We start from the raw sequence: 22,507 nt of genomic DNA on the forward strand, positions 1-22,507 counted from the left end.
TTCGACGCACTTGCAGAGATTTAATCTTCGATCCGTTCGAGCCCTTCGGCCTCGGCGCTGTGCTCGGCAATGCCGGCCCACGCAGCCGCGGTCAGCGCGAGTTCGGCCGCTTCCGGCGCGGTCAACGGCGCAAGCGCCTGGCACGCAGTCTCGACCTCGTCCCACGCGCCGCGCTCGAGCGCCTCGGTCAACGTCAGCAGCATGCCGAGCGATCCTTCGTGATGCTCGATTGCCGCGCGGATCGGTCGCGACAGCATCAGCACATTGAGCGTGGTTTCGAGCGAGCCGCCGAACACCGCATCGACGAACGAAAAGACCCCGGTTAGAAACGCCGCGTCGGTTTCGTCGCGCCCTGCCTCAGGCAAACGTGCAACCGCGAGTTCCATGAAACGCGCGCGCGAGGCGGCCAATTGCAGCAGCGGATCGTCTTCGAGCGCGACCTTGCGGCCGTCCGCGTAGAGCAGCAGTTGCGTCCAGCGCGCGATCTTGTCGGTGCCCGTCGCGTTGATCGCGTCGCGCAGCGTCGTGACGCGCAAGCCCAGCGCGAGCCCGCTGGCGTTCGCAAGGCGCATCAGGTGCATGACGAGCACCGGGTTCAGCTTCAGCTCCGCCTCGAGTTGCGCGACCGTCGGTTCGCCGGCCAGAAGCTGCAGCAGATTCAGCAGCGCATGGCGCGGCGCGCTCACGCGGCGCGTCGACGAGACGCTTTGCGCACGCGCGAAGAAATAGCCCTGGAAGCGGTCGAAACCGAGATTGAACGCGGTGCTGAAGTCGTCGTGCGTCTCGGTATTGAGCGCGATCAGCATCTTGCCGGCCGACTTCAGCACGCTCGCGAGCTTCGGCAGCAGCGCGGGCGGCGTCTGCCGCAGATCGATCTTCACGGTCTCCGCATACGGCAGAAGACGCGCGAAACGGTCGTCGACCTGCGTCACATGATCGATCACGAAGCGAAAGCGCCGGCCGTGCAACGTGACGATGCGCGCGATCAGTTCGTCGTCCACCTGGATATCGGACGGCAGTTCGAAAATAAACCGCTCGGGCGGCAATGCCTTGACCGCTTCGTCGAACAGCAATTCGCGGGTCGCATCGATATAAGCGGGGTGGCCGGTCAGCGCGAGCCGCACTTCGGGCCGGACCAGCGCGCGAATCAGCGCGCCGACCCGCGCCTGAGCGGAGTTCGCGTTCGCGGCCAGTTCGCCGTCGCCGTCAGCGCCGCTTTCCGGTTCGGTGTTCTCGCCGGCATGAGCAGGCTCTGCGGACACCGGGAGATCCCAAAGCGGCTGCTGGATTTTCAGTTCGAAACCGCACAGCATGCCGTCCCGGTTCAAGAGCGGCTGGCGGGCGAAATACACGTCGCGCGGCGCGCCTTCGCCGGTACTGCCGGCGTCGCCTTGCCGATCGCCGTCAGTGGAACCCGAAAGGCCGTCTGGCCGGCCTTCCTGCTGGACTGCGGTGGTGGTCATGCGGCTCCCCTATGGCAAAGCGCGCGTGGCGCTTTGCGCTCTCTTCGTTATACCTGGCGGATTCAATGAACCTGGCGATTCGCGCGGCATGGAGGCAGTTTTCGTCGATGCGGCCCGATCAATGCGCGACATTCGGCGATATGCGTCTATATGCGTCGATATGCAGCCACAGTGCCGTGCGGCCGATGCCCAACCCATTCAAGACCATGCGCGATGCACCGGGTTCTGATGCCCGGCGATTTTAGCGCACGCCCGCATGCCGCGGACAGCGAAATCGTGTGCGCACAACGAAACTTCGCTTATTGCAGTGATGCGAGTGCGTCCGCCGTCGTTTCGACGACCATCAGCCCCGCGCGCAGTCCAGGTTTTACCGACGGATTCGGAAACACGATGCGTTCTTCCGGATGGCTCACCGTATAGCGATAGCCGCCGTCGCGAGCGAGCAGCGTGTGTTGCGGGTACGCGGTGAAATTCGGCACGTCGGCTTCGACCAGCAGTTCGAATGCGTCGCTGTGTTTCGTGATCTGATCGATCACCGTGAAGACGCGCGGCAGCGGCGTGGCGCCCGCCGTTTCGTCAATGGAGCGGATGCGGCCGGCGCGATCGCAGCGGTCATCACGCTGACCCGAAATCAGGTTACGCAGCGCGCGGTCGGCGCCCGCGAAACGCACGAGATCGTTCTGTCCGAACGGGCGCACTTTGCCCAGTTCGAGCGTGCATGCGTCGGCGCCGCATGCTTCGGACGTGAAATGCGAATAGGTGCTGCTTTTCGCCGAATGCACGAGCACGGCCGCGATCTGCGCGTCGCGCAGCCATTCGAACATCGCGCGCGACATCGGCTCGCCCGTATGGGGCAGCAGCGCAAAGCGCTCGAACACCGACGCGCGAATCGCCGTGTGCATATCGATATGCCAGCGCGCGCCGCGCCGTTGCGGCGCATTCGCAAAGAATTGCGCGGCGCTTCGTTCGAGCGCGGCAGCGCGCGGCGCTTCCTTGCTGTTCGGCAATTGCGCATGACGGCCGCTGAAAAGACGGTTCAGATCGTCGTCGATATAGCGGCACGCCGCGCGCATCGCCGCGACATTGCCGAGCACGACGAGCAGCCGGCATACGAGCGGCGCGCGGCCATTCGCGATATCGCGCACGATGGCCGACAACAACTCGATCGGCGCGGTCTCGTCGCCGTGGATGCCGGCCGACGCGAGCACGCTGTGCACGGCGGCCGCATCGCGTGCATCGCGCCCGGCCGCCGCGGGCTCGAATTGCAGCACGCCGTCGTCGAGCCAATGCCAGCGCACGCCATTGGCGCACACGCCTTCGCGTTGCGCGGCATCGGGCGCGGTGCCGGCTAGCGTGCAGGCGAGGAAGTCGTCGAGCATCATGGTCTCGGCCTCGGTTCAGTGTCGAACATTCAGCGTTGAAAATCGTACAGCGATCCGACCCGCAGAATTTGCGTCAGTTCATCGAGTGCCGTGCGCGATTCGTCGAGCAGTTGCGCATCGGCCAGATCGCCGGGCGCCAGCCGGTCGCGATAGTGCCGGTCGATCCACGCATCGAGCAAGCCGAACAGCCGTGCGTCGATCCAGACACCGGGCAACACCGCTTCGCGCTCCGCATCGGTCAGCACGACCCGCAGCCGCAAACAGGCAGGGCCGCCGCCGTTCTTCATGCTTTCGCGCAAATCGAAAACCTTGACCTCGCCGATCGGTCCGCCCCCCGAGACGAGCGTGTCGAGATAACGCGCGACGCGCTCGTTCTCGCGGCATTCCTGCGGCACGACAAGCATCTGCGTGCCGTCCGCCCGCATCAGCAACTGGCTGTTGAACAGATACGACGTGACCGCATCGTTGACGCTCACGAGCGCATCCGGCACTTCGATCACCTCGAGCGGCGCATGATGCGCGGCCAGCTTCGCGCGCAGTTCGTCGTACACCGCGCTGCGGTCGACAAACGCGAGTTCGTGGCACAGCAACGTATGCCCATTGCCGACCGCGATCACGTCGTTATGGAACACGCCCGCATCGATCACATCGGGGTTCTGCTGCGCGTAGACGGTCGTTTCTTCCGTGAGCCCATGCCGCTGCGCGACCGCGCGGCTTGCCTCGAAGGTCTGCCGCGCCGGGTAGCGCTTCGGTTCCGGACCGCGCCGGTATTCGCTGCGGCCGTACACGAAGAATTCAATGCCGCGCTCGCCGTACGCGGCGCAAAAGCGCGTATGGTTGGCCGCGCCTTCATCGCCGAGCGCGGGCGTGCCCGGCAACGCTTCGTGCACCGCAAAGCGGCCTTCGTCCGCGAAAATCGCGCGCAGCGTGCGGCGCGTCGATTCGTGCTCGATCGCGCGATGCAGCTTGCTGCACAAGTTCGCCGGCGTGAAATGCACACGCCCGTCCGCGGTGTCGGCCGACGGGCTCACGGTGGCCGCGTTCGCGGTCCACATCGCGGAGGCGGAGCTCGCCGCGGCGAGCAGTTCGGGCGCTTCCTTCGCTACTTTCGCGATCACGGTCGCGTCGCCGCCCGAAAAGCCGAGTTCGCGCAACAAACGCAGCGACGGCCGTTCCTGCGGGGGCAACACGCCCTGCCGGAAGCCGAGATCGGCCAGCTGCTTCATCTTGCGCAAGCCCTGCTTCGCGGCGGCCTTCGGATTGGCAATGGACTTGTCGTTCGACAACGACGCGACATTGCCGAACGACAGGCCCGCATAGTTATGAGTCGGGCCCACCAGCCCGTCGAAATTCGCTTCGATCGCTTGCATCGTCCGATCCCTAGAAATAAAGGCCCGGCGACACGTTCGCGGGCATCTGCAATTGCGCGCTTTCGACCGACGCCATCGGATACGAGCAATAGTCGGCCGCGTAATACGCGCTGGGCCGGTTGTTGCCCGAGCGCCCGACGCCGCCGAACGGCGCAGCCGACGACGCGCCGTTGGTCGGCCGGTTCCAGTTGACGATGCCGGCGCGGATCGTGCGCTGGAAATGCGTCCACTGCGCTTCGTCGTCGGCAAGCAGGCCTGCCGAGAGTCCGTACGCAGTGTCGTTCGCGCGTTCGATCGCGGCATCGAAGCTGCGGTAGCGGATGACCTGCGCCAGCGGCCCGAAATGCTCTTCGTCGGGCAGATCCGCCACCTCGGTCACGTCGAGAATCGCGGGGCTCGCGAAGCCGAGTGCGGGATCGCGCTGCCGCATCTCGAGCAGCGTGCGCGCCCCGCCCGCCACGAGCCGCGTCTGCGCATCGACCAGCCGTGCCGCCGCGCGCGCGGTGACGACCGCGCCCATATACGGCTGCGGGTCTGCGTCGTACGCGCCGACCCGAATCCGCGAGGTGACGTCGACCAGACGCGCGATAAAACGGTCGCCGAACGCATCGTCGGGCACGAGAATGCGCCGCGCGCAGGTGCAGCGCTGCCCGGCCGATAAAAACGCCGACTGGATCGTGTGATGAACGGCCGCGTCGAGATCGCCCACCTCGGCCACGACGAGCGGATTGTTGCCGCCCATTTCGAGCGCGAGCACGATCTCGGGGCGTCCGCCGAACTGCTTGTGCAGCAGCGAGCCCGTACCGGAGCTGCCGGTAAAGAAGAGCCCGTCGATCTGCCGATGATTCGCAAGCGCGACGCCCGTGTCTTTTTCGCCTTGCACGAGACTGAGCACGCCGGCGGGCAGCCCCGCTTCCTGCCACACTTCGACCGTTGCGCGCGCAACGGCCGGCGCGAGTTCGGACGGCTTGAACACCACCGCATTGCCCGCGATCAACGCGGGCACGATATGCCCGTTCGGCAAGTGCCCCGGGAAGTTATACGGCCCGAACACCGCGACGACACCATGCGGCCGGTGCCGCAACACCGCGGTGCCATCGGCGATCGCCGCGCGCTTTTCGCCGGTGCGCTCGTGGTAAGCCTGAATCGAGATATCGACTTTCGCCGCCATCGCGGCGACTTCGGTGCGCGCCTCCCACAACGGCTTGCCGGTCTCGCGGCCGATCGTCGCGGCAAGCGCTTCCTTGCGTTCGCTCAACAGCGCGGCGAAGCGGCGCGCGATCGCACACCGCGCTTCGAATGATGTGGCCGACCAATGCGCGAACGCGCGGCGCGCGCTCATGACCGCGCGCTCGACATCGTCGGCCGATGCGCCGTTGCCTTCCCAGACGATCCCGTTCGTGCCGGGGTCGCGCGACGCGAAGGCCGCGCCGGTGCCGGCAGTCCAGCTGCCGTCGATCAATAGTTCGGTCATGCTGATCCCTGTTTCGGTTGGGGTGCGTGGATCGCGGGCAGCACGCGCACGGGGTCGCCGGCGTTGACGCGCAGCGCCGCGGCTTCGTCGGCGGACAGGCGGAAGACGCCCGCTTCGACGACACCGCGCGCCACGCCGACGCCAAAATCGTGGAGCGACGTATTCGAGACGAGCGAACGCGGCGCTTCGCCTTCGTTGCCATGCGCCGCCTCGCGCCGGCCGTCCGCGGACGCATGCGACGCGTCGCCGATCTCCACCGGCACGACAACGCTCTCGCGCACCGTGCGCAAATCGGCGATATGGCATTCGAGCACGGGGCCCGCATCGAAAATATCGACGTGGTTCTCGTAGCGCAGCCCTTCGGCTTCGAGCATCTTGCGCGCGGGCAGCGTGTCGCTATGCGTGAGGCCGACGCACTCCTGCGCCTCTTCGGGCAGCAAATCGACATACACCGGAAAGCGCGGCATCAGCTCGGCAAGAAACGACTTGCGGCCGTGCGAGCTCAGATAGTCGGCCGCATTGAAATCGATCTGGTAGAAGTGCGAGCCGACCGCGCGCCAGAACGGCGACGTGCCTTCCGCATCGAAGTGGCCGCGCAGCTCCGCGCAGATGCGCTGCGGAAAACGCTCGCGGAACTGGGCGATAAACATGAAGCGCGACCGCGACAGCAAGCCGCCGACACCGCTTGCGCGATAGCGCGGGCTCAGAAACAGCGAGCACACTTCCGCATAGCCGGTCAGATCGTGCGAGATATTGAGCGCGCGCATCAGCGTCCAGATGCCGAGGTCCTGGCTCGCATGCACGACCGTGCTCACCCGATAGTTGTAGAAAGGCTGATCGAGGCCGACCGCCGTTTCGATGCCGCAGACGCCCGCGATGTCGCCCGTCGCGCTGTCTTCCATGACGAACAGGTAGCCCTGCTCGTGCGGCGCCGCGCGATTGTCGAGCGTGCGGCGCGAGCGCTCGATGCGCGCCTCGAGCGCCGCGCGATCGGGCTTGAACGTGGTAAGGCCGGGTCCGGTTTCTCCGGCAAGGGCGACGAGCGCGTCCAGATCGCCCGTCTGCACGACACGCACGACGATCATTGCATGTCCTCCGCAGATGCGTTGCTCTCTTCCTGATGCAGGATCACGCAGCGAACCGTGTCGCCAACGCTGACGCCGAGCGCGGCACGCGCCGCGGCCGGCAGCGGCGCGCCCGCACTGCGCTCGCGCGGCAATTCGGCCAGCACACAGCGGAACTCGCCGGGGCGATTGCTCGCGGCCATATAGGTGGCGCTCTGTGCGCGCTCGGGCGGCGCTTCGTCTGCGGCATGCACGGCGCGCGTCTCGTTGCGCTTTACGCAGGCGCTGCGATCGACCTGCGCGGTCAGCACCGGTCCCGCGTCGAAGATATCGACATAGCGGTCGGTCTCGAAGCCTTCTTCGAGATGAATCTCGTACGCGAGCAGCGCTTTTTCGTCGGGCTCGCCGAGCACGCGCTGCGCCGCTTCCGGCAACAGCGGCACATAGATCGGATAGCTCGGCATCACCTCGGCGATAAACGTGCTGCTGCGTCCGCCGGACTGTACTTCGATATCGGCGAAGTGGCGGCCGAAAAACTTGCGGCCCACCGCTTCCCAGAACGGCGACACGCCTGCTTCGTCGGTCACGCCGAGCAGCAGTGAAAATACCTCGGGCGTGAAGCGCTTGCGGTTCGCGGCGATATACATCATGCGTGCGCGCGACAGCAGATGCGCGGCCGCCGCCCCGCGCAACTCGGGCTCGATATAGAAGCCGCCGAGACGGCTCCTGCCGGTCAGCTCGTGCGACATGGTCAGCGCGTGGATCTTGCGGTTCACATGCAGCTCGCGCGACGCATGAATCAGCGCATCGTTGCGGAACGCGTAGAACGGCTCCGAATAACCGGCCGCGGCGACGATGCTCGCCGTACCGAGCAGCCTGCCCGTTTCGCTATCTTCGAGCACGAAGAGATAGAACTCCTCGCCCGGAAAATCCGCTTCCGCGCGAAACGAGTCTTCCGACAATGCGACGCGCGCCTCGAGCGCGCGGCGGTCATGCGGCAAAGAATGCAGCACCGGCTGCGCGGCGCGCGCCATCTGTTCGAGCGCATCGAGGTCGGCAAGGCGACCCGGGCGGACAAAGAGCATCGTGGTTCCCTGTGTGCAGGCTACTTCGCGTGCGACGCAGCCGTCGCACCGATCACTTCTTCGATCGCCTTCGCGAGCCTTGCGAGCCCCTCGTGCAGATCGTCGAGCGGAATAATCAGCGACGGCGCGAAGCGCAACACGTCCGGGCCCGCCATCAGCATGATGAGCCCATGCTTGCCCGCTGCCGTGACGAAATCTTTCGCGCGCCCCTTGAATGCATCGTTGAGCTCCGCGCCGATCAGAAGCCCCTTGCCGCGCACTTGCGTGAAGATGCCGAAGCGCTCGTTGAGTTTCGCGAGCGCTTCCTGCAACGCCGTGCTGCGCGAGCGGACGCCGGCCAACAGGTGCGGATCGCTGATCAGTTCCACCACCTTGAGCGCGATCGCCGATGCGAGCGGATTGCCGCCATACGTCGTGCCGTGTACGCCGACCTTGAAGTGCGCGGCCAGCTCGTTCGTGGTCAGCATCGCGCCGATCGGAAAGCCGTTGCCGAGCGACTTCGCCGTGGTCAGGATGTCCGGCGTCACATCGGTGTCCTGATACGCGTAGAAAAAGCCGGTACGGCCAACGCCCGTTTGCACTTCGTCGAAAATGAGCAGCGCGCCGTGCCGGTCGCACGCTTCGCGCAGCGCCCGCAGAAACGCGGGATCGGCGGGAATCACGCCGCCTTCGCCCTGGATCGGTTCGACCACGACCGCGCATGTTTTCGGGCCGATCGCCTTGCGCGCCGCTTCGATATCGTTGTATGGCAGATGGACGATGCCGGCCGGCACGGGCCCGAAGCCCTCCGAGTATTTCGGCTGCCCGCCGACGCTGACAGTAAAGAACGTGCGGCCATGAAACGACTGCGCAAACGAGACGATCTCAACCTTATCCGCGCCATGCCGGTCGAACGCCACGCGCCGCGCCAGCTTGAACGCCGCTTCGTTCGCTTCGGCGCCCGAGTTGGCGAAAAATGCGCGGTCGGCAAACGTCAGTTCTTCGAGCCGCTTCGCGAGGCGCAGCACCGGCTCGTTCGTATAGCCGTTGCCGATATGCCAGAGCTTCGCGCCCTGCCCGTTCAGCACCTCGAGCAGTTCCGGATGCGCATGGCCGAGCGCGGTGACGGCGATGCCGCCGGCGAAGTCGAGATACTCGCGGCCCTGCGTGTCCCAGACGCGCGAGCCTTCGCCGCGGTCCGGCACGAACGGGGCGGGCGAAAACACCGGCACCATCACTTCGTCGAAGGTCTGGCGTGTCACATTCTGGTCGTTCATGGCGGATCCTCGAGGCGGGCGGGTAACCTTCATAGTGTAGAAAACGATACGCGCGCCGTCTTGCGCATACGCGACGTGTTCTATCGAAGATCCCGGGGCGCCGGCGCGCGGCGCTAGGGTCGGTCGCGTTCGGGCGGCTCGCCCGGCGCCGCGGGCGTCGCGCGCGACGATGCGCCCGCCGACTGCTTATCGAGCCAGTTGCGGCGCTCTTCGCGCGGCGTCACATTAAAACGCTCGCGGTACGCGTTCGAAAAATGCGCGGCCGACGAAAACCCGCACGCAAGGCTGATCTGCACGACCGATTTGCTCGTGCGCTGCAACTGCGTGCGCGCCTTCGAGAGCCTCAGGCCCAGGTAGTATCGGGACGGCATCGCACCGAGATACTGCCGGAAAAGCCGCTCGAGCTGACGCCGCGACACGCCGACGAGGTCCGCGATCTCGTCGGTCGTGAGCGGGTCTTCAATATTCGCTTCCATCAGCAGCAGCGCATCGTTCAGACGCGGATGGCGTTCGCCCGGCGCGGTCACGAACGGAATGCGCTGCCGCTCGGCGCCCGTGCGCAGCGTACCGACGCCAAGCGCATCGGCGATCCGTTCGGCGAGTTCCTGGCCGTGCTCGCGCGCGATCATCGCGAGCATGAAGTCGATGCTTGCCTGGCCGCCCGCGCAGGTCGCGCGATCGCGGTCGATCTCGAAGATCTGCTGCGTGACGATCGCGTGCTCGAACTGCTCGGTGAATTGCTGATACGTCTCCCAGTTGACGCTCACGCGATAGCCGGACAATTGCCCCGCCATCGCGAGCCACCAGACGCCGTGATGAATGCCGGTAACGAGCGGTATGCGCGCGCCGGCCCGCGCGAGGTCGGCGAGAAACCGCCGGTGGTCGGCGAACGGCTGGAAGCGCTCGCTGATCACGATCAGCCAGTCGCACGCGATCGCAGCGCCGAATGCGGCGTCGGCCGGCCATTGCGCGCCGCCCGCCAACGGCACCGGCCGGCCGTCCCACGAACAGACCTGCCAGCGGTACAGCGCGCGGCCATCGATTTCATTGGCGAGATTCAGCGTATCGACGATCGGCCCGACGCCCGACATCGACACCGGCGGCAACGCGACGATCGCCACCTGCGTGGTGCCCGGCGCGCGGGTTTCCGCGCTGCTGGCTGCGCTCGTGTCGGCGCTTTTATCGGGACTGCCGCCGGAATCGGCGCGGATCGATCGCGTCATGCACGAGCACTATTTGAGGCTGCCGGACAGAAACTGCTTGAGCCGTTCGCTCTTCGGCGTGCCGAGCACTTCGGCCGGCGGCCCTTCTTCTTCGGTGCGGCCCTGATGCAGGAACATCACGTGATTCGACACGTTGCGCGCAAAGCCCATCTCGTGCGTCACGACGATCATCGTGCGGCCTTCGTCGGCGAGCGCCTGCATGACCTTCAGCACTTCGCCGACGAGTTCGGGGTCGAGTGCCGAAGTGGGTTCGTCGAACAGCATCACGTCGGGATTCATCGCCAGCGCGCGCGCAATCGCGACGCGCTGCTGCTGCCCGCCCGACAGATGCGACGGATACTGCTTTTCAAGGCGCGGCGCGAGCCCGACCTTCTCGAGGTACGTGCGCGCACGCTCTTCGGCTTCGCGACGCGACAGGCCCAGCACATGCATCGGCGCCTCGACGACGTTCTCGAGCACCGTCATATGCGCCCACAGGTTGAAGTGCTGGAACACCATCGCGAGCTTCGTGCGGATGCGCTGTAGCTGCTTGTGGTCCGCCACTTCGAAATTGCCGTTGCGGTCGGCCTTGGTGCGCACCGTTTCGCCGTCGACGATGATCTTGCCCGCGTTCGGCCGCTCGAGAAAGTTGATGCAGCGCAGAAACGTGCTCTTACCCGAGCCGCTCGCGCCGATGATGCTGATCACGTCGCCCTTCTGCGCGTTCATCGACACGCCCTTGAGCACTTCGTTGTCGCCGTAGCGCTTGTGGATATCCTGCACGACGAGCTTGCAGACTTCTTCGGCTTGAGCTTGAGTGTGATCGGGCAAGATGGTCTCCAGTCCAGAGGAGTCGATGACGCCGCACCGCGAGGTGCGCGGGCCGGTGCCGCGCGGCGCGCCTTCAGGTGACAGACGGCGGCAATCACGACGCGGCAACGCTCGCGACGGCATCAGGATCACCGCATTGCCGCATAAAGGCAAGGTACGGCGCAGCGCGGAAAATAGCACACCCGCGCCGCAAGGCGCGACGCTGAGCATGCCATATGAACTCACGCGAACCCGCGCGAACCGGCGTGAACCCGCGTGGCATGCACGCGCGTCACTCGCCGAGCAGCGCGCGGATGGCCGGCAGCATCGCCTCGACGGCCGCGCGCCCTTCGGCGATCGCGGGCTCCGCACGGTGAAAATCGAAGATGCCGAGGCCGCCGAGACGCGGCTGGATCAGCACGTCGGCCGGTTCGCCGGCAAGGCGGCTGCGCGTGATACGCACCTGCATGATGTCGATGCTCTGTGCGATCGAACTCAGCATCGACGGGATGCGCGCGCTTGGCGCGGGTGGCACACGGACGTCGCCCGGATGCACATCGCCGATATGAACGTCGCCCACGCGGTCTTCGAACCCCGGCGCCGGCTGCAGCCAGCGCGGCCACGGCTTGCCGTTACGACGCAGCGCGGGCGTTGCGGCGGCAGCCACCACCTGATCCGCCAGCGACGGCCCTGAGATCAGCACATCGGCCTGCGGGTGAAGCGGATTCGCCAGCGGTTCGGCAGGTAGAGACCCGGCCGCGCGCGGCGCCGGCCGTCTGCGCGCCCTCGTACGCGGCCGCCGTGCGGTGGCCGGCAACGGCAGCGCCGCGCCGCCGAGATCGCGGCCATTGAGAATGTCGTTATTCAGATCGACTGCGATCACACAGTCCGCGCGCATCCCGCGCGCGACCGATACCGGCACCGGATTCGCGAGCCCGCCGTCGACGAGCCATACGCCTTCATGCCACACCGGCGTGAAAATACCCGGAATCGCAATCGACGCACGCACGGCATCGACAACGCTGCCTTCCTGCAAGCACGTCTCGCGGCCCGTATCGAGTTCGGTCGCGACCGCGGCGAACGGCATCTTCAGATCGCGGATTTCGCAGCCGTTGAAGCGCTCGGCAAACACCTGGATCACTTTCTTGCCGCCGAAAAGCCCGCCCGAGAAGCGCAGATCGAGCAGCCTCACGACCGACTGCCACGTCAGCCGCGACACCCAGTCTTCGAGCCAGTCGAGGTCGCCATGCGCATAGACCGCGCCGACCAGCGCGCCGATCGAGGTGCCGCAGACGACATCGGGCCTGATACCCGCGTCGTGCAGCGCGCGGATCGCGCCGATATGCGCCCAACCGCGCGCGGCGCCGCCGCCGAGCACGAGACCGATCTTCTTGTAACGACGTCGATACGCCACCTGCCGAACCCCTCCTCGTTTTGCCGTCATTGCGTTAGCTGCCCGGTTACCGCTCGGTTTGCCGCTCGGTTTGCCGCTCGGTTTGCCGCTCAGTTTCCCGCTCGGTTTCCTCTCGGTTTGCCGCGCAGTTTCCGGCTCCGTTTCCTGCTCAATGACCGCGCATCACATCCGAGCGCGACGTCGTGTAGACGACGTGGTTCGCATCGAAATGCACGTTGAAGAATGCTTCCTCGGTGACCCCGCCTTCGCGCCACTTCCAGCTCCACACGGTTTCGGGCTTCAGCGGATAGACGGCGATCTGGCCGGGTTTGCCGAGCAGGCGCCGCACTTCGTCCTCGCTCATGCCGGCGCGGATTTTCGCGAAGTTGGCCGCGGTCAGCACCTGCGTGACAGCCTGCAAGCGCCCGTCGAGACCGATATCGACCATATAGGTGTTGAGGCCTTCGGGGCCGCGCGGATATTCGAGGCGCTTCGAGCCGTCGGTAAAGTTGCGCTCGGTTTCGGGCTTGCCCATCTGGTCGCGAATCTGCGCTTCGGTGGTGACGCCGGGCGTGAGCCCCTTGAGCAGCAGCACGTCCGGCTTGATTGCGTTGAAGAAATCCTTGAGCTTCTGCACGGCGTGCTCGGTCTGTTGATTGTCGCAACCGGCAAGCGCAATCGATGCGCCGAGCGTGGCCGCGACCAGCGATGAATAGCGGAAGGCCATCTGAAAGCGTGGAAGGTGACGGATGTCACGGAGTCATCGACGTGACAGGATACCGCAGACGCGCGAAGCGGCGCGTAATGAGACGAAGTGAGCTGGCGAAGCACGGGGGCCAAGCGCTGAGATAAGGCGCTGAGATAAGGCGCTGAGATGAGGCGCGGAGACGAACCGCGCGAAGCGGACACGCCGAAGCAGCGCGCATTGTGCGTGGGCGGTCGAATTGATGTGGGGAAATGTGAAGGAAGGTGGATGCGGCGGCACAACGGCCGTGGACGCTTCGTCTCACGGCCGTTGCACCTGCTCCGCTTCAACCGGCCGCGTATCAGCAGCGGCTCTGTCGCTTTGTTCGGCCGCGCATGCGCGACCGTTTGGCCCCTCGACTATGCGCCGATTGATCACAATCTAGCGTTGCAACGACGAACGCGCGAGAGCGCGTTTACACCGAATCGGCTGACGAAACTTCGATCATGCGGGGGGCGGATCGGTTACAAGTGCAGCTGATGCCACCGGAATCAGCGTCCGGCTGAGCCGGTCGCCCGCTGCGTCCGGGGGTGTACTGCGTAGCCGACCTACGCGTGACGAGCTCAAGCGACCGGCGTCGAAGTCCGGGGAAGGCCGCGGCCATGTCGACAGCGCCACCCTCAGGCTAATGCGCCGATGCCTGACTATCTGTGCGAATTCACACGCTAGGGCATGTCGTGCAAGACCGACGCGTGCGCATCGCGGCCGCATGCCGTGCGCGATCGGCAACGCGGGCGACGCCGGCAAGCTCGCCGCGACATCGGACAGTCCAACCCTGCGGCGAATGTGGACTTATGGCGGCCTTCAGCGGAAATAAGCGTGCTTTGGCACAATCCGCTCTGTTCTGCGCCGCTCGCGCGGCCTTCCTCTGGATTGCCATGATTCCCTTTTCCGTTCTCGATCTGTCTCCGATCACCGCCGGCTCGACGGCAGGCGACGCCTTTCGCAACACGCTCGACCTCGCGCAACACGCGGAACGCTGGGGTTACAAACGCTTCTGGCTGGCCGAGCATCACAATATGACCGGCATTGCGAGCGCGGCGACGTCGGTCGTGATCGGGCATGTCGCCGGCGGCACGCAAACCATCCGCGTCGGCTCGGGCGGCGTGATGCTGCCCAATCACGCGCCGCTCGTGATCGCCGAGCAGTTCGGCACGCTCGCGTCGCTGTATCCGGGCCGCATCGATCTCGGTCTGGGCCGCGCGCCAGGCACCGACCAGACCACTGCGCGCGCCTTGCGCCGCGATCTGCAAGGCAGCGCGGATTCGTTCCCCGACGACGTCGTCGAACTGCAGCGCTATTTCGCCGAACCGGTTGCCGGCCAGCGGGTGCGCGCCGTGCCAGGCGCGGGCCTCAATGTGCCGCTGTGGCTGCTCGGCTCGAGCCTCTTCAGCGCACAACTGGCCGCGGCGCTCGGTCTGCCGTTTGCATTCGCCTCGCACTTTGCGCCGGACCAGATGTTGACGGCGTTGAAGCTGTATCGCGCGCAGTTCCGTCCTTCCGCAGCACTCGAGCGGCCGTATGCGATGGTCGGCGTCAATCTGTTCGCAGCCGATACGAACGACGAGGCGCGGCGGCTTTTCACGTCCTTGCAGCAGCAGTTCGTCAATTTGCGGCGCGGCACGCCGGGCCAGTTGCAGCCGCCCGTCGATCGCATCGAAGCATCGGAGTTCGAACTGGCGAGCGTCGCGCATTCGCTCGCGTATTCGGCGATCGGCGACCGCGACACGGTGCGCGAGCAACTCGTGTCGATCGTCGAGCAGACCGGCGCCGACGAATTGATGCTGACCGCGCAGATCTACGATCACGCGGCGCGGCTGCATTCGTTCGAAATGGCCGCGCAGATTCGCGACGAACTCGACGCGGCCGCTCGGTGACGGCGGCTTTGCATCGGCCGCCCCGAGCCCTGTACGACGGGGCGCGATCCCGCGCTCTGACGCCTAACCTGTAAATAACAATTTTACTGTTACAGGCTCGAACGCCTTAACTCACCACGCGATGAGCCGCGCGACGCCGGCGCGATGCGTTACTTCGCGCCCTGCACCGCCGCCATGCCATCGAGCAGCGCCTTGTGAAACGCCTGCGGATCCTGCAACTGCGGCGTATGACCCGAGCTTGGGAATTCGACAAGCGTCGCATGCGGCATCGCGCGCGCCGCGGCCTTGCCGAGTTCCGGATAGTGACCGAGCTTGGCACGCACGTCGGGCGGCGCGGCGTCCTTGCCGATCGCGGTAGTGTCCTTGTCGCCGATCATCAGCAGCGTCGGCACTTTCAGCAGCCCGAACTCGTAATACACAGGCTGCGTGTAAATCATGTCGTAGAGCAGCGCGGAATTCCATGCAACGAGTTGCTTGCCCGGTCCGCGATACATGCCCGCGAGCATCTGCACCCATGGTTCGTAGCTGTCACTCCATTGGCCCGCGTAATACGTGGCCTGCTCGTAGCGGCGAATACTGTCCGCGCTGGTCTTGAGCTCGCGCGCATACCACTGGTCGACCGACAGCGACGGCACGCCCTTCGCCTTCCAGTCCTCGAGGCCGATCGGGTCGACCAGCACGAGTTGCTGCGTCGCCTCCGGGTACATCAGCGCATAGCGGATCGCGAGCATGCCGCCCGTCGAGTGGCCGATCATCGTTGCGCGTGTGACGCCGATCGATTCGAGCAGATCGTGTGTATTGCGCGCGAGCTGCTGAAAGGTGAACTGATAGCGCTCGGGCTTGCTCGACTTGCAAAAGCCGATCTGGTCGGGTGCGATCACGCGGTAGCCGGCATCGCTCAAGCGACGAATCGTCTCGACCCATGTCGCGCCGCAAAAATTCTTGCCGTGCAGCAGCACCGCGGTGCGGCCGTTCGCGTGAGCGGGGTCGGCCGGCGCGACGTCCATATAGGCCATATGCAGCGACTCGCCTTGCGACATGAAGCTGAACTGGCGCACCGGATACGGATAATCGAAGCCTTCGAGCTCCGGGCCATAGGCGGGCCCGGCGTTGCCGGCGGCCGCGGGCGCGCCGCTATCGGAGGCGCCGCGGGCGGCAGCCGGCGCCATGCCCGCGCCCTCGTCCGCCTGACCGGCGGCATGCGCAGCCGGCGCAAGCGCGATCGCCAGCGCACAGACGCCACCCATCAATGCAGACGAAACTCGGGCAATCGAAAGGGAAACGGCAGGCAAAAGCGAAGGCAACGACGCGAGCGAGAGAGTGTGGCGCGGTTTCATGAGCTTGTTCTTGACTAAGAGGCGCAGGGTCGGGCGGCTGATGTGGGCAGCAATAACCCGAACTTGAACGGACACAGATCGGAGCGGATGATTCTACCTGGCGCTGCTCGAACGTGCTGGCGCAAGCACACGCGGCAAGCCCTCATGACGAGGCACATGAGGAGGCACGTGGCTTGCATCATGCAGTGCGTCTTGCGCATTGCGCGCGGGGTCCGCAAGGTCCAGACTGTGGAAGGCCGCACCAAAAACAACAAACAAGAACAATACGCTTCGCAGCACGCTAGCTTGTCTGTCCGGGGGGCCCTTAAGCAACTGGGAGACGCAGATGGATACTCCGGCAAGCCTGAACGACCTGCAACACACCACGCTCGCCATCGTGCTCGCGGGCGGCCGCGGCACCCGGCTCGGGCCGCTCACCAACAAGCGCGTCAAGCCGGCTGTCCACTTCGGCGGCAAATACCGCATCATCGACTTCGCGCTGTCCAACTGCCTGAATTCGGGCATCCGCCGCATCGCCGTGGTCACGCAATACAAGGCGCATTCGCTGCTGCGCCACGTGCAGCGCGGCTGGGGTTTCCTGCGCGGCGAGTTCAACGAGTTCATCGACCTGTGGCCTGCGCAGCAGCGCGTCGAAGGCGCGCACTGGTATCGCGGCACGGCCGACGCGGTGTTCCAGAACCTCGACATCATCCGCTCGATCGGCCCGAAGTACATCATCGTGCTGGCCGGCGACCATATCTACAAGATGGACTACACGCGCATGGTGATGGACCATGTGGAAAGCGGCGCGGACTGCACGGTCGGCTGCATCGAGGTGCCGCGCATGGAAGCGGTCGCCTTCGGCGTGATGGCCGTCGACGAACAGCGCCGTGTGACGGGCTTCGTCGAAAAGCCGGCCGATCCGCCCGCGATGCCGGGGCGCCCCGATATCGCGCTCGCGAGCATGGGCATCTATGTGTTCAACGCGCAATACCTGTACGACCAGCTCGAGGACAACATCACGAGCGCCGCGACCGACCACGACTTCGGCAAGGACATCATTCCGCGCATCGTGACGTCGGGCAAGGCGATCGCTCACCCGTTCAGCATGTCGTGCGTATCGTCGGACCCGAGCGTCGAGTCGTACTGGCGCGACGTCGGCACGATCGACGCATACTGGGCCGCGAATCTCGACCTCGCCTCGACGATTCCGACGCTCGACCTGTACGACCGCAACTGGCCGATCTGGACGCATCTCGAACAGTTGCCGCCGGCCAAGTTCGTGCGCGACCTGAACGGACTGCAAGGGTCGGCGACCAATCTGATTGTCTGCGCGGGCTGCGTGATCTCGGGCTCGCAGATTTCCCGCTCGGTGCTGTCGACGAATGTCGTCGTGAACTCATTCTGTAACATCAATGAGGCAGTCTTGTTGCCGCAGGTGACGATCGGCGCGAGCTGCCGGCTGCGCAAGGTCGTGATCGACCGCGGCTGCCAGATTCCGGACGGCACGGTGATCGGCGAAGACCCGGCGCGCGACGCCGAACGCTTCTATCGAACCGAGAGCGGCGTCGTGCTCGTCACGGCCGAGGCGTTACGACGCGACGCCCAACGCTAGCTCAACGCGGCGCACCTGGTAGTGCGGCACAATTCCCTGAACCCGGACTGCGAGGACGACGCCTATGACGATTCGCGCGCTGCACGTCGCAAGCGAGCTGTACCCTCTACTGAAGACGGGCGGCCTCGCCGACGTCACCGGCGCGCTGCCGCCCGCGCTGATCGAGCTCGGCGCCGACGTGCGCGTGCTGCTGCCCGGCTTCCCGTCCGTGCTCGCCGGACTGACGGACCTGAAGCGCGTCGCGCGCCTCGAGCGGACTTTCGGCGCGTCCGAGGCGTGGCTCGAACAGGGCACGCTCGCGGCAAACGGGGTGATCGTCTACGTGGTTCGCGCCGATACGTTTTACGAGCGGCCCGGCAACCCGTATCTCGACCCCCAGCATGTGCCGTACGGCGATAACGCGCAGCGTTTCGCGCTGCTCGGCTGGTGCGCCGCGCAACTCGCGCAGCATCTCGATGCGGCCTGGGCGCCGCAGATCCTGCACGCGCACGACTGGCATGCGGGCCTCGCGCCCGCGTATCTGAAGGCCGCCGAACGCGAGCGGGGCCGGCCGCTCGCAAAAAGCGTGTTCACGGTGCACAACCTCGCGTATCAAGGCATTTTCCCGGCGCAGCAGTTCGGCATGCTCGGGCTGCCGTCCGACTTCTTCGGCATGAACGGCGTCGAGTTCTACGGCCAGATCTCGTTCCTGAAGGCGGGCCTCTACTTCTCGGACCGCCTGACCACCGTCAGCCCGACCTATGCGCGCGAAATCCAGACCATCGCGCAAGGCGGCGGCCTCGACGGCTTGCTGCGCCAACGCACGCACGACCTGTCGGGCATTCTGAACGGCGTCGACTACACGGTCTGGAAACCGTCGACCGACGCGCTCCTGCCCGCGCGCTATACCGATACGCGGCTTGCCGGCAAGCGCGCCTGCAAGACGTCGCTGCAGGCGCGCTTCGGCCTGCCGCAGAAAAGCGACGTGCTGCTGTTCGGTGTGGTGAGCCGCCTCACCGAGCAGAAAGGCCTCGACCTGCTGCTCGCCGCGCTGCCCGAAATCATCCGGCGCGGCGGCCAGCTGGTCGTGTTCGGCACCGGCGACCCCGCGCTCGAAACCGGCCTGCAACGCGTCGCGCAGACGCATCCGGAATCGGTCGCGGTCGAACTCGGCTTCGACGAGGCGCTTGCGCACGCGATCATCGCGGGCAGCGACGTCGTCGCGGTGCCGTCGCGCTTCGAGCCGTGCGGGCTCACGCAGCTCTATGCGCTCGCCTACGGGTCGCTGCCGCTCGTGCACCGGGTCGGCGGCCTCGCCGATACGGTCGTCGACGCGTCGCTCGAAAATCTCGCCGACGAGGCCGCGACCGGTTTCGTCTTCGACCGCTTCGAGCCCGAGGCGCTCGCCGCCGCGATCCGGCGGGCCTTTGCGCTGTACGCGCGGCGCAGCGAATGGAAGGCCACGCAACAGCGCGCAATGCGCGAGGATTTCGGCTGGAGCACCTCGGCCCAGCGGTATCTCGCGTTGTATCGCGAGCTGGTCTGAATGCCGATAGCGGCTCGCGCCTGACGGGTCGGCGCAACAGCGCGAGTCGCCCGATCGTTGCACGGCACAAAAAGTCATGTATTGTTCATTGACGCACGTTGCGCGCGCAGCATCCGCGCGCGACACTCAATGCGCATAGGCATCGGGCCGCAAGTCCGATCGATCGAGGCAACCCGGCGAAGCACTCGCTATAAAAATACGCGCCCCCCCGCGCCGCCAGTCATGAAAAACGTTCTGAGCATCCAGTCGCACGTCGTCTTCGGGCACGCGGGCAATAGCGCCGCGGAATTCCCGATCCGCCGTCTGGGCGTCAACGTGTGGCCGCTCAACACCGTCCAGTTCTCGAATCACACGCAATACGGCCACTGGGCCGGCAGCGCGATCGACGCGAAGCAGATGCAGGAGCTTGTCGAAGGGATCGGCGCGATCGGCATGCTGCCGCGCTGCGACGCCGTGCTCTCCGGTTATCTCGGCACGCCCGAGCAGGCGCAGGCGGTGATCGAAATCGTGCGCGCGGTGAAGGCGGTCAACCCGCATGCGCGCTACTTCTGCGACCCGGTGATGGGCACGGCAACCGGCTGCCGCGTCGAACCGGGCATCCAGGAGTTTCTCGTGAAGTCGATGCCGGAGGTGTCGGACGCGATCATGCCGAACCACAGCGAGCTGCAGCGCCTCGTCGGCCGCATGATCGAGACCACCGAGGAGGCGGTCGTGGCGTGCCGCGAACTCATGCAGCGCGGGCCGAAGCTCGTGCTCGTCAAGCATCTGCTCGATCGCAACAGCCCGGCGGACCGCTTCAACATGCTCGTCGTGACCGAGCGCGAGAGCTGGGTCGGACAGCGCCCGCTCTATCCGTTCGCGCGCCAGCCGGTCGGTGTCGGCGACCTGACGAGCGCAGTGTTCGTCACGCGTACGCTGCTCGGCGACCCGCTGCGTGTCGCGTTCGAGCATACGCTGGCGGCCGTCAACGGCGTGATGCGCGCGACATGGGACGCCGGCCGCTACGAACTCGAGCTGATCGCCGCGCAGAACGACATCGCGCATCCGCGCGAGTGGTTCGATGCATGGGTCGTCGAATCGGCGTGAGGTGTCAAGGTGCGCGAGATCGAATGAACGTTCTCGGGCACCGTCACGCCTGCCCGGCTACTCGTCGCCGAGGAAATGCAGGACCGCGAAGTTGAACGCCGCCGGGTCCTGCAGGAACGCAAAGTGGCTCGTGTTGGGCAAAATCTCCAGACCGGCGCCCGGTATCGTCGCGGCGATATATTCCGTGTGCGCGCGCTTGATCGCTTCGTCGTGGTCGCCGTCGAGCACCAGCACCGGCGATCTGATCGACTTCAGCTGATCGTCGGTCCAGTTCGGCTGCGCCGCCCACATATGGCTGATCTGCTCGACGAACGCGTCGTACTCGTTCGGCGTCGGCGACAGCCGCCGGTATTCGTCGCCCGCCCGTTTGATAAAGGCGGCGAAGGTCGGATTCTTTTCGACGCCTTCGATCACGCCATCGGTTTTCGTATTGGCGGCGAACGCGACCACCTTGCCGACGCGGTCGGGATGCCGAATCGCCAGATCGAGTCCGATGATCGCGCCGTCGCTCCAGCCGACCACATCGGCCTTCTGAATATGCAGCTTGTCCATCAGCGCGAGGACATCGTCGGCCATCAGGTCGTAGCCGAACGCATGCGAATCGCGAGAGCTGCGACCGTGGCCTCGGCTATCGATGACCACCACCTTGTGATGTTTCATTAACGCCCGGACCTGGTTGCCGAGATAGTCGGAATTCGCTAGCCCGCTGTGCATCAGAATGACCGGTGAACCGCGGCCGATCGTTGCATAGTAAAGGCGGATGCCGTTGACCTCTGCCCGGCCCGTCTGCTCGCCCGCGACGGGCGCAGGCGTCGGCGGCAAGATCTGCCAGCGGGGTGGCTGTTCGCCTTTGGCCTGCGACTGGCCCTGCGCATGCTGCATGGCCAGCGCCGCGCACGCGAACAGAAAGAAACGCACGAAGCGCGAATGGGGTTTTACGGACATGGACACGATCTCCTCGGAGCGAGCGGCTTCAAATCAATTCCTGTGACGCGTACAAATAACAAACGATGGCGTTGCATTATTCCTTGCAGAAAGCTTTTGCCCCCTGCCACGTCCTATAATGCGTGCCGCGCGACAGGCAACCCCAGCGCGCTCACAGCGCGATCGAAGCGCCCATGCACCACGAACGCGCAGTTTTTATTTAAAGGCAAAGAGGTATCGATGGACGGCTATATCCGCAGCGAACGCGAAGAGCAATTCGAGGCGCTGTGCGTCAGCGTCGACGCAGACGAAGCACACGAGCAGGAAGCGATCGAGTTTTTCGAAGCGCAGTTCGGAGAAGACGGCTTCGACGCCGCGCAATGGCTCGATATTGCGCTCTACTATTCGCCCGCGGTGGCGCGCGGCATCGTCGACATGGTCACGCCCGACGACAAGGCGCGCAGCAATATCGCGTTTGTGATCGCCGACAGTCTGGATATTTCGTACGGCGAGGAAGAATGCCGGCAATTCGCCGAGACGCTGCAGTTCGCGATGGCCAACGGCGTGCCGGTCGATCTCGATATCGTGCTCGACGGCTGCCAGAACGCGCTCGACGACCTCGACACGTGGGCCGACGACGAAACGAAAGAACCGCTACTGGGACTTCGCGAAGAACTGCTGCGCATGCAAGGCGAGCAGTGATCGCCTGATCGATTTTCGATGCCTGCGGGTTGCGCTCGCGCCCGCACGCGGCCCTGCCGTGTTTTTTCTGACTTACTTCCACACGCATTCGTGTGTTTGCACGCGCCACCCATGCATTTGTAAGTAACTTGCAATCTAAAAAGAAGAAATTTAAACGTCAGCCGAATATCACGCGACGTTCATCCTCCGCCCCTATCGTCATCTCCCGGACTGATCCC

General features: G+C 65.4%; 18 protein-coding genes. 5 read left to right on the forward strand and 13 right to left on the reverse strand.

Going from position 1 to position 22,507, the window contains the following annotated elements; all coding sequences use genetic code 11:
* Positions 1-20: 20 nt before the first annotated feature.
* From ACYPXD_RS23115 to ACYPXD_RS23165, 11 genes are all read right to left on the reverse strand, one after another.
* Positions 21-1,463 carry an EAL and HDOD domain-containing protein gene (locus tag ACYPXD_RS23115; protein ID WP_459716438.1) on the reverse strand — a complete coding sequence of 481 codons (1,443 nt, stop codon included), beginning with the start codon at positions 1,461-1,463 and terminating at the stop codon, positions 21-23.
* A gap of 299 nt (positions 1,464-1,762) precedes the next feature.
* Positions 1,763-2,842: a succinylglutamate desuccinylase gene (gene astE, locus ACYPXD_RS23120; protein ID WP_459716746.1), complete on the reverse strand. Its 1,080-nt coding sequence runs from the start codon at positions 2,840-2,842 to the stop codon at positions 1,763-1,765.
* A 32-nt stretch (positions 2,843-2,874) separates the two neighbouring features.
* Positions 2,875-4,215, reverse strand: a complete 1,341-nt coding sequence (gene astB / locus ACYPXD_RS23125) for an N-succinylarginine dihydrolase (protein WP_459716440.1) — start codon at positions 4,213-4,215, stop codon at positions 2,875-2,877.
* Between the two features lie 10 nt (positions 4,216-4,225).
* A complete protein-coding gene (gene astD / locus ACYPXD_RS23130) occupies positions 4,226-5,689 on the reverse strand; it encodes a succinylglutamate-semialdehyde dehydrogenase (RefSeq protein WP_459716443.1) in 1,464 nt (487 codons plus the stop codon).
* Positions 5,686-6,774, reverse strand: coding sequence for an arginine N-succinyltransferase (gene astA / locus ACYPXD_RS23135; protein ID WP_459716445.1), 1,089 nt, complete (start codon positions 6,772-6,774; stop codon positions 5,686-5,688). Before astA ends, astD begins: the two co-directional genes overlap by 4 nt.
* The gene (gene aruF, locus ACYPXD_RS23140; RefSeq protein WP_459716447.1) at positions 6,771-7,838 is read right to left on the reverse strand and encodes an arginine/ornithine succinyltransferase subunit alpha; all 1,068 of its coding nucleotides are present in this window, start codon (positions 7,836-7,838) and stop codon (positions 6,771-6,773) included. Before aruF ends, astA begins: the two co-directional genes overlap by 4 nt.
* A gap of 20 nt (positions 7,839-7,858) precedes the next feature.
* Positions 7,859-9,094: an aspartate aminotransferase family protein gene (locus tag ACYPXD_RS23145; protein ID WP_459716450.1), complete on the reverse strand. Its 1,236-nt coding sequence runs from the start codon at positions 9,092-9,094 to the stop codon at positions 7,859-7,861.
* 113 nt (positions 9,095-9,207) lie between these two features.
* Positions 9,208-10,185: a GlxA family transcriptional regulator gene (locus tag ACYPXD_RS23150; RefSeq protein WP_459716748.1), complete on the reverse strand. Its 978-nt coding sequence runs from the start codon at positions 10,183-10,185 to the stop codon at positions 9,208-9,210.
* A gap of 141 nt (positions 10,186-10,326) precedes the next feature.
* Positions 10,327-11,127, reverse strand: coding sequence for an ABC transporter ATP-binding protein (locus tag ACYPXD_RS23155; protein WP_459716452.1), 801 nt, complete (start codon positions 11,125-11,127; stop codon positions 10,327-10,329).
* Between the two features lie 271 nt (positions 11,128-11,398).
* A complete protein-coding gene (locus ACYPXD_RS23160; protein WP_459716455.1) occupies positions 11,399-12,520 on the reverse strand; it encodes a patatin-like phospholipase family protein in 1,122 nt (373 codons plus the stop codon).
* A gap of 148 nt (positions 12,521-12,668) precedes the next feature.
* Entirely contained in the window at positions 12,669-13,226 is a 558-nt protein-coding gene (locus tag ACYPXD_RS23165) for a hypothetical protein (RefSeq protein ID WP_459716457.1), read from the reverse strand.
* Positions 13,227-14,122: 896 nt separating this feature from the next.
* Between ACYPXD_RS23165 and ACYPXD_RS23170 the strand changes: the two genes are divergently transcribed.
* Positions 14,123-15,121: an LLM class flavin-dependent oxidoreductase gene (locus ACYPXD_RS23170; RefSeq protein ID WP_459716459.1), complete on the forward strand. Its 999-nt coding sequence runs from the start codon at positions 14,123-14,125 to the stop codon at positions 15,119-15,121.
* A gap of 149 nt (positions 15,122-15,270) precedes the next feature.
* On the opposite strand, the gene ACYPXD_RS23175 is transcribed toward ACYPXD_RS23170, so the two are convergent.
* A complete protein-coding gene (locus ACYPXD_RS23175) occupies positions 15,271-16,290 on the reverse strand; it encodes an alpha/beta fold hydrolase (protein WP_459716750.1) in 1,020 nt (339 codons plus the stop codon).
* 493 nt (positions 16,291-16,783) lie between these two features.
* On the opposite strand from ACYPXD_RS23175, the gene glgC reads away from it, so the two are divergent.
* The 3 genes from glgC to pdxY all read left to right on the forward strand — a co-directional run bounded on the left by glgC (position 16,784) and on the right by pdxY (position 20,663).
* The gene (gene glgC, locus ACYPXD_RS23180) at positions 16,784-18,052 is read left to right on the forward strand and encodes a glucose-1-phosphate adenylyltransferase (RefSeq protein ID WP_459716463.1); all 1,269 of its coding nucleotides are present in this window, start codon (positions 16,784-16,786) and stop codon (positions 18,050-18,052) included.
* A gap of 64 nt (positions 18,053-18,116) precedes the next feature.
* A complete protein-coding gene (gene glgA / locus ACYPXD_RS23185; protein WP_459716466.1) occupies positions 18,117-19,577 on the forward strand; it encodes a glycogen synthase GlgA in 1,461 nt (486 codons plus the stop codon).
* 222 nt (positions 19,578-19,799) lie between these two features.
* Positions 19,800-20,663, forward strand: coding sequence for a pyridoxal kinase PdxY (gene pdxY, locus ACYPXD_RS23190; RefSeq protein ID WP_459716469.1), 864 nt, complete (start codon positions 19,800-19,802; stop codon positions 20,661-20,663).
* 57 nt (positions 20,664-20,720) lie between these two features.
* Here pdxY and ACYPXD_RS23195 read toward each other — a convergent pair whose 3' ends face one another.
* Positions 20,721-21,608, reverse strand: coding sequence for an alpha/beta fold hydrolase (locus ACYPXD_RS23195; RefSeq protein WP_459716471.1), 888 nt, complete (start codon positions 21,606-21,608; stop codon positions 20,721-20,723).
* Positions 21,609-21,827: 219 nt separating this feature from the next.
* On the opposite strand from ACYPXD_RS23195, the gene ACYPXD_RS23200 reads away from it, so the two are divergent.
* Positions 21,828-22,289, forward strand: a complete 462-nt coding sequence (locus tag ACYPXD_RS23200; RefSeq protein WP_459716473.1) for a hypothetical protein — start codon at positions 21,828-21,830, stop codon at positions 22,287-22,289.
* The last annotated feature ends 218 nt before the right edge of the window (positions 22,290-22,507 follow it).

The sequence above is a fragment of the Paraburkholderia sp. 2C genome (genome assembly GCF_054589215.1).

What these genes read in the sequence shown, in the direction of transcription:
- ACYPXD_RS23115 (WP_459716438.1), bottom strand. Translation starts at nt 1,463, where the DNA reads ATGACCACCACCGCAGTCCAGCAGGAAGGCCGGCCAGACGGCCTTTCG.
- astE (WP_459716746.1), bottom strand. Translation starts at nt 2,842, where the DNA reads ATGCTCGACGACTTCCTCGCCTGCACGCTAGCCGGCACCGCGCCCGAT.
- astB (WP_459716440.1), bottom strand. Translation starts at nt 4,215, where the DNA reads ATGCAAGCGATCGAAGCGAATTTCGACGGGCTGGTGGGCCCGACTCAT.
- astD (WP_459716443.1), bottom strand. Translation starts at nt 5,689, where the DNA reads ATGACCGAACTATTGATCGACGGCAGCTGGACTGCCGGCACCGGCGCG.
- astA (WP_459716445.1), bottom strand. Translation starts at nt 6,774, where the DNA reads ATGATCGTCGTGCGTGTCGTGCAGACGGGCGATCTGGACGCGCTCGTC.
- aruF (WP_459716447.1), bottom strand. Translation starts at nt 7,838, where the DNA reads ATGCTCTTTGTCCGCCCGGGTCGCCTTGCCGACCTCGATGCGCTCGAA.
- ACYPXD_RS23145 (WP_459716450.1), bottom strand. Translation starts at nt 9,094, where the DNA reads ATGAACGACCAGAATGTGACACGCCAGACCTTCGACGAAGTGATGGTG.
- ACYPXD_RS23150 (WP_459716748.1), bottom strand. Translation starts at nt 10,185, where the DNA reads ATGTCGGGCGTCGGGCCGATCGTCGATACGCTGAATCTCGCCAATGAA.
- ACYPXD_RS23165 (WP_459716457.1), bottom strand. Translation starts at nt 13,226, where the DNA reads ATGGCCTTCCGCTATTCATCGCTGGTCGCGGCCACGCTCGGCGCATCG.
- ACYPXD_RS23170 (WP_459716459.1), top strand. Translation starts at nt 14,123, where the DNA reads ATGATTCCCTTTTCCGTTCTCGATCTGTCTCCGATCACCGCCGGCTCG.
- ACYPXD_RS23175 (WP_459716750.1), bottom strand. Translation starts at nt 16,290, where the DNA reads ATGGCGCCGGCTGCCGCCCGCGGCGCCTCCGATAGCGGCGCGCCCGCG.
- glgC (WP_459716463.1), top strand. Translation starts at nt 16,784, where the DNA reads ATGGATACTCCGGCAAGCCTGAACGACCTGCAACACACCACGCTCGCC.
- glgA (WP_459716466.1), top strand. Translation starts at nt 18,117, where the DNA reads ATGACGATTCGCGCGCTGCACGTCGCAAGCGAGCTGTACCCTCTACTG.
- pdxY (WP_459716469.1), top strand. Translation starts at nt 19,800, where the DNA reads ATGAAAAACGTTCTGAGCATCCAGTCGCACGTCGTCTTCGGGCACGCG.
- ACYPXD_RS23195 (WP_459716471.1), bottom strand. Translation starts at nt 21,608, where the DNA reads ATGTCCGTAAAACCCCATTCGCGCTTCGTGCGTTTCTTTCTGTTCGCG.
- ACYPXD_RS23200 (WP_459716473.1), top strand. Translation starts at nt 21,828, where the DNA reads ATGGACGGCTATATCCGCAGCGAACGCGAAGAGCAATTCGAGGCGCTG.